This is a genomic window from Nostoc sp. DedQUE09 (assembly GCF_034530915.1).
In the GTDB taxonomy this organism is placed as follows: domain Bacteria; phylum Cyanobacteriota; class Cyanobacteriia; order Cyanobacteriales; family Nostocaceae; genus Nostoc.
Genome location: NZ_JAVRCE010000007.1, coordinates 139,686 through 153,276, shown reverse-complemented (window position 1 = coordinate 153,276; position 13,591 = coordinate 139,686). Strand labels below are relative to the sequence as shown.

The 13,591-nt window shown below is 42.6% G+C and carries 12 protein-coding genes; 7 read left to right on the top strand and 5 right to left on the bottom strand.

Going from position 1 to position 13,591, the window contains the following annotated elements:
* Positions 1–5 precede the first annotated feature (5 nt).
* Complete coding sequence (locus RMY27_RS07165) at positions 6–893, bottom strand: ParA family protein (protein ID WP_322661740.1); 888 nt, start codon at positions 891–893, stop codon at positions 6–8.
* A gap of 767 nt (positions 894–1,660) precedes the next feature.
* On the opposite strand from RMY27_RS07165, the gene RMY27_RS07160 reads away from it, so the two are divergent.
* On the top strand, positions 1,661–2,563 hold the full coding sequence (locus RMY27_RS07160; RefSeq protein ID WP_322661739.1) for a hypothetical protein: 903 nt from the start codon (positions 1,661–1,663) through the stop codon (positions 2,561–2,563).
* A 44-nt stretch (positions 2,564–2,607) separates the two neighbouring features.
* On the opposite strand, the gene RMY27_RS07155 is transcribed toward RMY27_RS07160, so the two are convergent.
* Positions 2,608–3,129: a GNAT family N-acetyltransferase gene (locus tag RMY27_RS07155; RefSeq protein ID WP_322661737.1), complete on the bottom strand. Its 522-nt coding sequence runs from the start codon at positions 3,127–3,129 to the stop codon at positions 2,608–2,610.
* A 176-nt stretch (positions 3,130–3,305) separates the two neighbouring features.
* Between RMY27_RS07155 and RMY27_RS07150 the strand changes: the two genes are divergently transcribed.
* Positions 3,306–3,707: a hypothetical protein gene (locus RMY27_RS07150; protein WP_322661787.1), complete on the top strand. Its 402-nt coding sequence runs from the start codon at positions 3,306–3,308 to the stop codon at positions 3,705–3,707.
* Positions 3,707–4,147 (top strand): HNH endonuclease signature motif containing protein, encoded by a 441-nt coding sequence (locus RMY27_RS07145; protein ID WP_322661735.1) that lies wholly within the window; start codon positions 3,707–3,709, stop codon positions 4,145–4,147. The genes RMY27_RS07150 and RMY27_RS07145 overlap by 1 nt, the downstream gene beginning before the upstream one ends.
* A 275-nt stretch (positions 4,148–4,422) precedes the next feature.
* Here RMY27_RS07145 and RMY27_RS07140 read toward each other — a convergent pair whose 3' ends face one another.
* Both RMY27_RS07140 and RMY27_RS07135 read right to left on the bottom strand, forming a co-directional pair.
* Positions 4,423–8,718, bottom strand: coding sequence for a strawberry notch-like NTP hydrolase domain-containing protein (locus tag RMY27_RS07140; protein ID WP_322661733.1), 4,296 nt, complete (start codon positions 8,716–8,718; stop codon positions 4,423–4,425).
* Between the two features lie 361 nt (positions 8,719–9,079).
* Positions 9,080–9,520, bottom strand: coding sequence for a hypothetical protein (locus RMY27_RS07135; protein WP_322661732.1), 441 nt, complete (start codon positions 9,518–9,520; stop codon positions 9,080–9,082).
* A gap of 364 nt (positions 9,521–9,884) precedes the next feature.
* Here RMY27_RS07135 and RMY27_RS07130 point away from each other — a divergent pair, with 364 nt between their 5' ends.
* The 3 genes from RMY27_RS07130 (at position 9,885) to RMY27_RS07120 (ending at position 11,332) form a co-directional block, all read left to right on the top strand.
* Entirely contained in the window at positions 9,885–10,835 is a 951-nt protein-coding gene (locus RMY27_RS07130) for an RpoD/SigA family RNA polymerase sigma factor (RefSeq protein WP_322661731.1), read from the top strand.
* A 13-nt stretch (positions 10,836–10,848) separates the two neighbouring features.
* Positions 10,849–10,974 (top strand): hypothetical protein, encoded by a 126-nt coding sequence (locus tag RMY27_RS07125; RefSeq protein ID WP_322661729.1) that lies wholly within the window; start codon positions 10,849–10,851, stop codon positions 10,972–10,974.
* 106 nt (positions 10,975–11,080) lie between these two features.
* Positions 11,081–11,332 (top strand): hypothetical protein, encoded by a 252-nt coding sequence (locus RMY27_RS07120; protein ID WP_181927312.1) that lies wholly within the window; start codon positions 11,081–11,083, stop codon positions 11,330–11,332.
* Positions 11,333–11,417: 85 nt separating this feature from the next.
* Here RMY27_RS07120 and RMY27_RS07115 read toward each other — a convergent pair whose 3' ends face one another.
* Complete coding sequence (locus RMY27_RS07115) at positions 11,418–11,666, bottom strand: GFA family protein (RefSeq protein WP_322661785.1); 249 nt, start codon at positions 11,664–11,666, stop codon at positions 11,418–11,420.
* A 158-nt stretch (positions 11,667–11,824) separates the two neighbouring features.
* Here RMY27_RS07115 and RMY27_RS07110 point away from each other — a divergent pair, with 158 nt between their 5' ends.
* The gene (locus RMY27_RS07110; RefSeq protein ID WP_322661727.1) at positions 11,825–13,591 is read left to right on the top strand and encodes an SWIM zinc finger family protein; all 1,767 of its coding nucleotides are present in this window, start codon (positions 11,825–11,827) and stop codon (positions 13,589–13,591) included.

Here is a 13,591-nt window from a genome sequence, read left to right as displayed (position 1 = left end):
GGTAACTACTTTTTGCCTCGCTTTGTTGAAACAGCAGATTTTATAGTAGATGTTGTAACTGGTTCTTCAAACTCAGCAATACGAGCTTCTATTTCCTTAGCCAGCTTACGATATTGGTTTGTGACTTTGTGGTTTGGTGCAGTTTGGAAAATTGTCTTCCCTAACTTTTGGGACTGAGGTACAACCGTAGAACGGCTGATGAGTGTATCAAATTTTAAAGACTTACTGCCATCAGAAAAAAGTTTCTCGACATATTCAGTTAGAGAACTAGCTAATATAGTTCTGCTATCTACACAACAAAGAATTACTCCTAACAAACGTAAATTCGGGTTGCCGTAACGTTGAGCGCCTTGAATATCAGTTAAAGCATCATTAAGTCCTGCGATCGCAAATGGGTCAGGAGTGGCTGAAAGAATAAACCAGTCAGCCGACTTATAGGCTGCAATTGTTGGTGTAGTTGCATTAGGCGCTGTATCAAGAAAGATATAATCATACATTCCAGCAAGCTTGCGTAAAGGATTAATCAAAACATCTTGAGTAACCAAAAACTTATCTCTAGCTGCGAGCGCTTGATCTATCTTTTCTAGATTTCGACGAGCTGCAATCAAATGAATATTTTTAGGTAACTCTACTTCATCATCAGGGGTAATGATTACATCTGTTGGTTCTTCTTCCCCAGTCAAAACTTCAAAAGTACCAAGGAAGCTTTCGCTAGGAATTCCTAAATGCCGGGTAGCTCCCTGGTTCATATCTAAATCGAATATTAGGCATCGCCTTCCCATTTCACCTAAAGCAGTTGCAATATGAATCAGGTTACTAGTTTTTGCAACTCCTCCCTTTTGATTGCCCACTGCAATCACTCTAGTTTTTCGTGCTGTTACTTCATGGCTCATGTAAGTGTCCTCAATAACCAGCAAATTTTTATAGCGACTTCGCATTATAGTAATGTCGCGTTATCCAAAACTAGCGTTATAGGATACTCGCGTTATCGCGATTTAGTAATTAAGCTAATGGTGGTGTTTAGTAAGTAAGATCCTTACCAGACAAAAATTTTTTTAGTTTTGATAATGAGTCTGTATTATAACAATGTCGCGTTATCCGAAACTAGCGTTATAGGATACTCGCGTTATCGCGATTAAATAAAAAAAGAATTAGTGCTAGCTTCTCATTTTGAATACAGTACCGTAGATGGTATAAATAAATTCAAAAGTTTGAATTATATATGCAGAAAAATTCTTTAGAGGTTAGGAGGCTAGTAGTTTGCCAAGGAAACTTGGTGGGGTGAAGGGCAAAGAGGAAAGAGAAAAGGTGCTTACTCGAATGGCACTAAGAAAAGCTGGAATACTTGCCTGGCAAGGGGTTTAGAAAACTAATAGTTTTAACGTCGGGAATCAGAATAATCTGCAACTCTCAGTTTATGATCGCTGCTTTATTAGCCTCCGTTTTTCCAAAGTGATGAAACCCTTGTAAATAATACATTTGCGCTTTTCTTAATGCCATTCGATGATTACCGCAGATGCCAGTATGAAATATACAAACCAGCCAATGAAAAACCCCAACCTCAGCAAAAGGTTTGGGGAATTTATATCAATTTAATCACACCTCCATCATGGCACAACTCGATATTCGTTCAAGTACTGTTCAGCTAGAGATGGAATAAATGGCTAAACCACCTTCTAAGCGCAAAAAAGCCATCTCTGCTTCATTTAGTGATGATACGCCACCAGATAACCTTACCCAAGAAGAAAACCCAGCTACAGCAACAATTACAGTTAGTGCTGTTGAAGTAACAGAGTTGACAGAAGAAGAACAGCGCGATCGCCTGCACTTGGAGAGGAAAGTGGAGCGAGCGTTTTTTGAAGCAGGCAAAGCTTTAATAGAATTACGCGATCGCAGATTGTACCGCTCCACGCACAAAACCTTTGATGAGTACTGTTTAGACAGGTTTGGCTACAATCGTTCCCGTTCTTACCAGCTAGTTGATGCGGCAGTTGTTGTGGACAACTTGCAAAAATGTCCACAAATTGTGGACATTTTGCCGACAGCAGAGGGGCAAATTCGACCCATGACAAAGCTTCAACCCCAGGAACAGCAGGAAGTGTGGCTAACGGCAGTAGAGCTTGCTGGGGGGAAAGTGCCGACTGGTAGAATCGTTAAAGATGTTGTGCAGCGCATCATGGAGCGAACCCAAGTACCCAATACCTACCAAATCGGCGAAGTGTGCCAAATCGTAGTCAAAGACAATCCAGAACTTAGAGGCAAAGGTGGCTGCTGGGGTATTGTCAACGCAGTAAACGAGTTTAGTTGCACAGTCACAATGTGGGATGGCGAGTACACGATTGGGCTAAAGCACCTGAAGTCCTTCAATTACCTGCCGCAAGAGTGTCAGCAGATGCAATCCTTGAGCGATCGCATCGGTCGAGTGTATTCTGATTCGCTGGAGGAGACAGTTAAAAATCTGTTGCAGTCGTTAGGGAAGGTGAATCGTCCTTATTTTACTGCGGTCGAAGAGAAATTGCTGAGTGTTGTGGAGTTGGAATATGGGAACGAGATAAAGTTTTAAGAATTATGGTCGTTTTTATATAGTAAGTGTGCAACAGCTTCTCGTTAGGCATCATGGTTGAAGTGTAATGCCAGATGCTCCTCATCGAAATATCTACCATCAATAAATAAAGCATCACGCTCTAAACCGAAACGCTCAAAACCCCGTGAGCGATAAAGAGAGGAAGCAGCTAAATTGTTTGTAGTGACTGTGAGAACGATCTGTCGCAGACCATCAAGCCGCCGAGCATGGGATAATGCCTCATCAAGAAGCGCGGCTCCAACACCTCGCCCTCGATTCTCAGGTAAAACATACATACTCCAGAGAGAACCAATGTGAACACGCTTCAAACGGTTTTCGCGTGAGAAGCCAAGCATACCAATAAGTTTGTCTCCATCGCTGAAAGCACCGAAAATGCCATTGACAGAATCATCATCAAGGCAAAGTCTAGCAGCAAAGTCGCTCAAAGAAAAACAGGATTCCTGCTCATAACTCGAACCAAAAGCCGTTGGCGACTCTCTCAATGCAAACAGACGCAGATCACGGTAAACGACGATATCTTGGGAGGTGAGAAATCGGATTTTCATTTCCAAAGCCAGAAAGATATCTAGAATTTTTCTAAATACTGTTCAACAAAGCATAATATACAGAATTTTTTTGTTCAAATACTTTTCCTCTTTTGCCACCCCTCACACAACTTCTGCTGGGGAAAACAAACTACTAGTTATAATTTAAGCTATATGCCAAGGAGGTCAGGTTTTTGATGACTGTACCTATAGAAATTCGCAAAAGAGCGATCGCTCTAGTGGAGCAATTACCTGGAGAATCTTTAGTAAAAGCAGTTGAATTTTTGGAATCCCTTTTTGATGAGGCTTTACAGGGGTCACAAACAACGATGCCTCAAGCTGGGGAAGCAGCTTTAATTGAAGTTATTCAACATCGTCTGTCTCCTGAACAACAAGATAGATTGACTTATTTACGTCAGCAAAATGAGACTGGAGAAATTACACAGACAGAGCATCAGGAGTTACTGATGTACGTTGAACGTGTTGAACAAGAAGATGCGGAACGCGCAGAGGCATTGATTCAGCTGGCTCAACTTCGCTCATGTGATTTGAAAGTGCTAATTAATGAGTTTTTACCTACACATACTAATGTAATTTGATGTCGGAGCGAGTTCCAGAATCAATTAGGCGTATTGTTGCTGCTCGTGCGCGTGGTTACTGCGAGTATTGTTATTGTTGGGAGCAGTTTGCGACACAGAGCTTTACAATTGAACATATAAAACCTCGAATTGCAGGTGGTGAAACGATTTTAGAAAATCTTGCTTGGAGTTGCTTTGGCTGTAATAGTTATAAACATACTAAAACACAAGCAATCGATTCAGAAACGGGAGAGAAAATAGCACTGTATAATCCTCGGCTGCAAGTTTGGAAAGAGCATTTTAACTGGAGTGATGATTTTACAGAGGTGATTGGTAAAACGCCTTGTGGTCGAGCAACAGTTAAAGCTCTACGTTTGAACCGCTCTGGTGTTGTCAATCTACGCCGTTTGTTGAGGAGTGCAAATCTGCATCCACAAGAGTTAATAGAAGGTGCTGACTAGCTTTCACCTTTGAGGTTTGCGTTTTTTGGTTTCATCAATGGGAACAGTAAAGTATCTTCAATCTCTACAGCATCTGAAGTCTTTTAATTATTTGCCTACCGAGTGTAAGCAGATGCGGTTGGTGTGCGATGGCGGAACACCTTCCTTGGTGCTATCATCGCTGCCCAAAGTTATTTGAATCAGTATTTAGTTAAGATAGCCAATACCAGTAAGGGGCAATTTTTTTGAAAGTAAAAAAGACCCAGATTAAATGCCTGGGTCTTTTAGGTTAGGAATTATCCCAAGATTTCAATCACAGCCGCGAGAATAGCTGGGGCTTTGTCTGAAACCGGAATGAATAGGCGCTTTTGCCAATTGATGATCTCGGTGAAGCAACCCACAGCTAAGAGTCGCTCTACCAGTGAGATAGCATTAACCAGTTCTATGCGAGGTTCTGCGGCAATGTAAGAACGCCGTAAAGTTACGCCACCCGGCAACTGCTGTGTATATCTCTCGTTTAGTACCAGCTTCACAAGTTCTTCTGGAGAAAGCACCTGATTTCTTAGTCCGAGTTGTTCGCGCACGGTTTGAATGTCGTGAGCATTCACCACCCGACCGAGAATCTTTTGTCCATCGCTGGTTTGCAACCGGAAGACTCGGCTATTGTGCTGTGGTAGTATTTTCCAGATGGGTAGGAGAATACCAGTTACCAAATGCAGGTAATCGGTAGTGAACTTGGGCAGTGCGTCTACTTCAGTAGACCAAGCAGCAGTAAACGCATCAATAGAAACTTGCCCCCATGTGGAAGATTCCAAGTCTTGGACTGGTACGCGAGTTTCTTTCTGTGGACGAATCAGCAAAACTCTTGGGACAACACCACCATCAGCGTCGTAGATACTATGTGTCGGAATTGATACAGCAGCATTGCCTGACTTGGTGTTGATCATGAGTTTTCCTTGATATTGAGTGGCGAACTCTAACATCTCGTCAGCAGTTCTGATGTTGTTCTTCTGAGTGCGTTCCACTTTCAAGTAATTGGTGACGCTACCAGTTTGAGCATGAGTGTACACAGCTTCCTGGCTCTCAACAGCAAAGCGTTCAGCCCGGAGTGTCTCTACACCCATCTCATAGACCCCTGCCGCGATCGCTGCTTCAATCTGTTGACTTAGCAACAACTCAAAACGCTCGAAAATGATGTTTTGCATATCGATGCGTAAAGCCAGCAGCCGATTAAGGAATTGCCGTAATGAGGGCAAGTCGATTTTCATCCCGCCTTCGTGAGAGGTTAAGCACAGTCCAGTCATTTGCTCGAACTTTCCTAAAGGCACTTCATAAAATCGACCTTGGTATATTTGCCTGAATAACTCATACAGGGCGTGTTCTGCATAGTTCGACTCCAGATTATCCTTAGCTTCAAATATCCCATTGCCACCTGTTTGGCGTTGACCACGAGTAAGAGCGCCCAAGCTATCCAGCCGTCGGGCAATGGTTGAGATGAATCGGCGTTCACCGATAACGTTCGTCGTGACTGGTCTGAACACGGGCGCAGATGCTTGGTTGGTTCTGTGAGATCGTCCCAACCCCTGGATTGCATTGTCTGCTCTCCAGCCGGCTTCAAGCAGATAGTGCGATCGCCGTCTCCTATTCACAGCGTTGAGGTCAGCGTGATAGCTGCGACCCGTACCACCAGCGTCACTGAAAATGAGGATTTGTTTGTTTCCCTGCATAAACGCAGCAGTTTCAGCAATATTCGCACCAGCACCGCGTGAATCAACAAACAAACGTCCAGATTCATCTTTGAGAACTCGCTTACTGCGACCAGTAACCTCAGCCACCTGTTTGTGACCAAAATGCCACAGCAATTGTTCTAATGCGCCGGGGATTGGGTCAAGGCTTGCTAGTCGATCAACTAGAGTATCTCTCAAGGCTACAGCTTCAATAGAGATAACTGGAGAACCATCGGCATCAAAGACTGGTTCTGAGCGTTCTTCACCATCAGCACCTGAATGAATGGAATGCAGATGAACAGGGAAAGCACTCATCAAGTAGTCCATCACATATTCTCGTGGGGTCAAGTCAAGATTGAGATCCTTCCATTCGGAAGCCGGAACTTCATTAAGTCGTCGTTTCAATAACTCTTCGTTAGTTGAAACGATTTGAATGACAACAGCTAGCCCCAGAGCAATATCCTGTTCAATCGCTTTGATCAACATGGGACATTTCATTCCTGTGAGAAGATGGTTAAAGAACCTTTGTTTGTGGCTCTCGAACTGAGACATGGCGGACATCTTTGCAGCACGGTTATATGTTTTCGCGCCAGTAATGTTACACGCTTCTAATGCTTTATAAAGGTTATTGTGGATAATTTGAAAAGCGTCGGCGTAGCTGTTGTAAATCCTTTCTTGAGTTTTAGTTAACTCGATTTCTTGAGTATCGTATTCAACACCATCAAAAGAGAGCGATCGCGCCAAATACAAACCGAGTGCCTTCAAATCCCTAGCCACCACCTCCATCGCCGCAATGCCACCAACAGAGATAGACTCCACAAAATCCTCACGGTTTGTGAATGGGAAGTCGCCAGTTTGCCACAATCCTAACCTGTTCGCGTAGGAGAGATTAGAAACCTTTGTCGCGCCAGTTGCGGACACGTATATAACCCTGGCTTTGGCAAGTGCATTTTGCAGTCGAAGCCCAACAATACCCTGCTGAGAAGCTGCAACCATACCCAGCGTTCCCTCTTGCGCCATAGCATTTCCCATACTGTGGCATTCGTCAAATGAAATGACACCCTCAAAGTCCTTATCTGCCCATTCAACAATTTGCTTGAGCCGACTTTTACCGTTCTTTTGAGAGCGTAGAGTTGAGTACGTGCAGAAGAGAATACCTTGGGTGAAAGGGATGGGGTCGCCAAGTTTGATATTTGAGAGGTCGATAATATCTTTCTCACTACCTCCGAGCGCACACCAGTCTCTACGGGCATCTTCAACTAAGGCAGAACTTTTGGATACCCAAATGGCTTTTCTTCGTCCCTGACACCAGTTGTCGAGGATGATTCCTGCACATTGTCTTCCTTTCCCCGCGCCTGTCCCATCGCCTAAGAACCAGCCACGACGAAATTTTACGGCATTTTCTTCGCCTTGAGCCGCTACAGTCACATTATCCCATGAATCATCGACAATATAAGACCCAGAAAGAAATTCACCGTGCGCCTGACCTGCGTAAATAACGCTTTCAAGTTGTGCTTCAGATAACAATCCTTGTGAGACAATGTTTCGCGGGAGATGCGGTTTGTAAGTGGGTGGTGGTGGCGAGACAAGCGCTAGGGCTGCACTCTCACAGAGTAGCGAGGGATGAGGTAAAGCGCCCTTGATCCGGATTCTTTGTGGGCGATAGGTTTCATATAAAGTATCTTTGAGTCCATCTGTAGCAAACCATTCGACGACTTCGTATTCCAGAATAACCACATCTGGAATTTCTGCGGAGGGTTCTGGTAAAGTGATCGCTGTACGCTTCGTTGGCAGTTTAACAACCTTCGCTGCAACGACAGCAGCTTTAATAGTTGCAGCATTGCATTGCGATGCCTGCGGCAACGTCAAAGACGAACGCCCAGGCAATTGCTGAATCAGTGCCAGTATTTCAGGCAGATTTAAAGTTTCGGTAATGCAAGGAATTTCGCTGGAGTCAGCCGGAACCTTGTCAATTACTGTGATTCTGGTGTCAATTTGCGTACCATGTTTTGAGTACACCTTGCCGTTAATCCCAACAGATAGTAGAACTCGCGCAAAATCCTGCCACTTAACAAAAGTCTCACGCCAGCTTGGGTTAGCCGGAGAGAACCAGTTGGCTGTGATTGTTACCAGCCGTCCACCGTCAGCCAGTCTTTGCAATGCCGAGTTTATGTGGCTCTTAGTTGCGTCGGGGTTGCGACTGTTGATTTTGGGAGATGCAGAGAAAGGTGGATTCATCAGCACAACTGAGGGCTGAGTCTTGCCAAGCAGATAGTCGTTGATCTGTTCCGCGTTTACTGAGAATAGTGGTGTACCTGGAAACAACCGACGCAGAATCTTACTTCTATCGGGTGCAAGCTCGTTGAGCATCAGACTTGCACTGTGCAGTTTAGCCATTTGTGCCAATAGACCAGTTCCGGCAGATGGCTCCAGCACCAAATCAGTAGCTTGTACAAATCCTGCTTTGGCTACCAGATAAGCAAGCGGCAAAGGGGTGGAGAATTGCTGAAGCTGTACTGACTCTTCACTGCGGCGAGTATGCGTCGGACAGAGGGCTGTTAATTCTTCTAATTGTTGCACAACCACTTGAGGTTGTTGTGATAAAATCTTAATTCCCAGATGACGCAGATATAAGATTTGCGCCACTTCAATAGCTTCGTAAGCGTCTTTCCACTGCCACGCACCGGACGCAGCAGTGCCTAGAAAGTATCGATTCATTTGGGAAGAAACAGTTTTTGTAGAGAGAAAGCGATTATCTATTAAAACTTTTGCAAGCTCTTGGGCAACATTAATAACTGACTGCCCATAATCGATTACTGTTTGCAAATCGAATAGAGAACCCTGAGTGAAAAGTTGTTGTACCATTGCATCACTCACAATATTATTTTTTCACTTTTGCTATGGCGAAGCCTTTCTCTTATTAATAAATGAGGCAATTACCAAGAAAGGGAAAAGGGAAAGTGGGAAGGGGGAAAGGGCACAGAATCTAGAACTTTTCCCCACAAGGTAGAAAGCCCCTGTCCTAATTGTGGAGAACAAAAAAGAAGATTTTTGAGACACGTAGTGCGAGAACTTAGCAGCGTCTTTATTTGGAACAAGAGCTTTTAAGTTATTGGTTCCCTTTCCCCTTCCCCTTTCCCCTTTAACCTTCTTCATTAGCCTCATTTAAACTTTTAAACCTTCAGATATTTATTCTTCGGTGATCGAACGAGAATTAAAAAGCGAATTAAGCAGTTTTACGCGGTCTACCTGGCTTGCGCTTGCCTGAAGACTTTACATCAGCCTGTTTAGTTTTAGGTGACTTGTTGGCAGCATTGTTAGCTTTGCTTGAACGAGTAGTACGTTTTGGTTGTGGTGAAATTTCTTTCACTGGAGGCAGCAATCTCAATGTAGGGAATGAGAGAACAACTGCTTCATTGCTTGTGCGATGAACAACTTTGTCCTCTAACGTCCAAGGATCTGGCAATTTTTCAAAAGTCATCGCTTGTGTTGTGATTACTTCTGATACTGATGGGATTGTAGAAGTGGCTATATTTCCATTGCTAACCGAAACCACATTACTAGCGTAAGCAGCCGATACAAATAGTCCGCTAATGAACTGGAATATAACGAGAGTAAAGAATGCCCAAAAGATGACTTCGATTGTCAAAGTGAGTAAAGATTGCATATCCATCATTTTTCTCAACTAAGTATTTGTAATTTTCAATTGATTTACGCAAAGCGTTCTTAAGCCTTGTTCAAATGTGAAGCGAATTTGAACATCTCCTCTCTTGAAGAGAGGACTTCACTCAAAATTTAGCGTAGCGTCTCTTTGATTTAATTTAGACAAATTTCTCTGTATTTTTAAAGCTTGGTTATAAAATAAAGCAGATTTTAGTATTTACCTATTTGAAGACTTCAAGTATTATAGTTATAAACTTGTTTTCCAAAGATAAACATTGGGGTTAAGATTTAATTTGCTAGCTAATCCTTGAAATAAAAAATTATATTCAAAAGAAAAACAAAAGTAGTCGTCACAATTAATTGAAAGTATGCCCAGTCCAACTACCGACTTAGTTCGTTCCTACTTAAAAGAAATCGGACGCTACCCTCTGCTAACTCCTGAGCAAGAAATTACAAATGCTAGGCTTGTACAGCAGATGATGGCGATTGAAGAACAGCGCTCAAGCCTCGCACTTCAACTAAATCGACAACCAACTGCAAGAGAATTAGCTACCTTGCTTGGGCAAACCGAAGCTGAAGTACAGTCAATCGTTCAACAAGGTCAAAAAGCTAAACAGAAAATGGTGACAGCTAACCTACGGTTGGTGGTTTCTGTTGCCAAAAAATACCAGAACCACAATTTAGATTTTCTCGACTTGCTCCAAGAAGGGGCACTGGGACTGCAACGAGGAATCGAAAAGTTTGACCCTAACAAAGGCTACAAACTATCAACCTATACTTATTGGTGGATTACCCAGTCAATAACACGTGCTATAGCAGATAAGTCTCGCACTATTCGTTTACCAATTCATATCAACGAAAAGTTAAACAAAATCAGGAGAGTACAGCAGCAACTGTCTCAATCTTTGGGTCGTCCTCCGGTTGTAGCAGAAATTGCCGAATCGTTGAATCTATTGCCAAGCCAAATAAGAGATTACCTTCAGGTTTCCAAGTCTCCAGTTTCATTAGAAATGAGAGTGGGAGATGAGGGTGAAAGTGAACTAGTCGATATTTTACCGATGGATAGCATTTCTTTAGATGAGCAAATAACTCAAGAGTTTTTACACCAGGACTTGAGCGAGTTGCTGGCATTGCTTAAGCCAAGGCAACGAGAAGTATTGACTCTACGTTTTGGATTAGAAGATAATCAAGAATTAACTTTGAGTCAAGTTGCAAAACGCCTAAATCTTAGTCGAGAAACAATTCGTAAAACTGAACATCTTGCTTTAAAAATTTTGCGCTCTCATCAAAACAAGATTAAAGACTATCTTCTTAATTAAGTGTTTCATTTATATGAGCAAAATCCGCTACTCCAAAGACTGCAAACAAGTCGCCACTGCCTTTTTAGATGCCTCCAATTGCGGCACTTACGAGTGCGATCGCATATTCGCACTTTCCGGCGGCATCGCCTCTGCTTAATCCCCGGCCAAAAACCATCAGATTGCCCCTGTTTGAATCAAATGGTGTATGAATATATTGCTATCTAGAAACTATCCTTATAAATAAAACACCAAAGAAAGAACCGATGCCCAGCAAAACTATTGAAGTCCGAGAGTACACCGTTAGAGCGCACAAGCGGGAAATTCATACTCGCGTTTTTAACTTCGTATGTAAGCAGTGTGAGCAACCCACACAACGAGAAACCTTTGGTGTGCGACCACTCTACTGTGAGCAATGCCGTCCGCCACAAGCACCTAAGCAATCGAAATTAGTTCCTATAGGCAAGAGGAAACCCAGAGCTATGAACTATAAAAGCGGGAAGGATATCGCTGGGTGATTTGTTGTCTGTTGGGTGAGTGAAGCAGTGCGCTCATTCGCCCAACCTAATTCAAACTGGTAAAAAGTAACTCTAATGTTTAGGGTCATTCAGGAGATGCAAACTGTGCAAAGACCTCGGCCCCTGTCAGGTTTTTAGTTTCATTGGCAAAACAGTAATATTGGGGCTTTTCATCAATGAATACCTGATGATCGAAAACAAGACCTTCAGAACTATCGAATAGTCCAACAGGCATGAAATACTGGTTATTTTGTTTTAATCTATAAAAGAGATGGCTACCACACTGCTTACAGAATCCACGTTCTGCCCACTGTGACGATTGATAAAGCCCAATATTTTCTTCACCAGAGAAGCTAACATCACTTTTATCCCTTGTCCAGTTTTCCGACTTGAATCAATTTCATTCATGGATATTGGATTTAAGTGGGATATCGGCTCAAGGAGAAATAAAGGCAGTTTAAGCGTAAGCTAAAAATAAAAGACTTGGGTGCTATGTCGATTCCAGAAATTTCTGAAGCAATAATCCGTCATAACTCCAACGCTTCATCCTACAGTCGTGGTGAAGAATATTACCGCAGGGGTGCGATCGCTGATCTCAAAAAACGCGGTAATATGATTCAGGCAGAGGTAGAAGGTGGCGAAATTACACCATATCAAGTCAGTATTCGTTTTGATGCAGGTGGAATTACCTCAGCAAGTTGTACTTGTCCTTATGATTATGATGGTTGGTGTAAACATATCGTTGCCACTTTATTAAGCTGTTCGCGCCAATCAAAGATTATTGAAGAACGTCCAACGCTAGAACAATTATTAAATCGCCTCGATCTTCTTCAAACTCAGCGATTACTGCAAGAACTGGTGGAAAATAGACCAGAAATAATTGATGATATTGATGAGTTTGTAAGTTTGATAGACTTGCCAAAACCAAAAACCAAACAGTCTTCTACCCGTCAAAGCAAAATTGACACATCACCTTTTCGCTCTCATGTCAAACGGATTTTGCGGGATGGATTGAAAGAATTAGAGTATGGTTCAGAAGAAGACCCATTTACAGATGATTTACTGGCTGTAATTGAGAAAGCGCGGGAGTTGGCAGAAAATGGAGATGGTAATAATGCGATCGCAATTCTCGAAACTATTACCGAAACTTATGCCCAAGAATGGGACGAGTTATTAGATTACGGTGGAGACAGTTATTCCATCGCAGAACCTCTTGATAGCGCGTGGACAGAAGCAATTTTGTGTGCAGAAATGTCTACAGGAGAAATAGTAGATTTGCAGTTGATGTTGGAATCATGGCAAGACGAAATCAGTGCAGACTTTAGTATGAGTTTAGAAGCATTACGTCAAGGTTGGGATTACGAACCACTGCAACAAATTATGCAAGGAGATGATACCGCAGAACTTTGGGAAAATGAACGACCAAGCTTTGCTGATGATTTAGCATTGATTCGCTTGCAAATTCTTGAACGTCAAAATCGTTACACAGAGTATTTAAATCTAGCTTTATCAGAAGAAATGACTCTGCAATACCTAACCCAATTAGCAGCTTTGGGAAGAGTAGAATCGGCCATGTCTGCGGCTAAAATCCTGATGGAAAGAGCAGAAGAAGGTTTTGCCTTGGCAAAAATATTGCGAGAAGATGGGTATTTGGTTGAAGCATTGGAAATATGCCTTGCTGGTATCAATTTAACAGGTAACTGTTTATATGAATTTGCTACTTGGACAAGTGATTTAGCCCAAGGATTAGAAGATAATGCCATTGCCTTAACTGCCAGCATCATTGCTTTTAAAATCAGACCATCGTTTCGAGACTATGGTAAAATTCAAGACTATGCAGGAGAAACTTGGTTGACGCTCAAACAAGATTTACTGCAAACACTACGAGATCAGCCAGACTGGGGAATAAAAGAAGCTCAAGTTGATATTTTCCTCCATGAAGGATTAATTGATGATGCAATTAAAACAGTAGAAAGAGATAGTTACTATGCTTCAGAATTGGTACATCGAGTCATGGATGCAGCAGTTTCCCATCGTCCAGATTGGGTAATTGATAACGCTAAGAGACGCGCAGAACCAATAATGGAACAAGGAAAAGCTGACCGTTATGACGCTGCGGTTAATTGGCTAAAAAAAGTCAAAGCTGCGTATCTCCAACTAGGGCAAAAATCTGAATGGTCCGCTTATCGCTCCAAATTAGAAGCGGCTCATGGACGTAAACGCAAATTAATGGAATTATTTAAAGAACTGAATAAATAA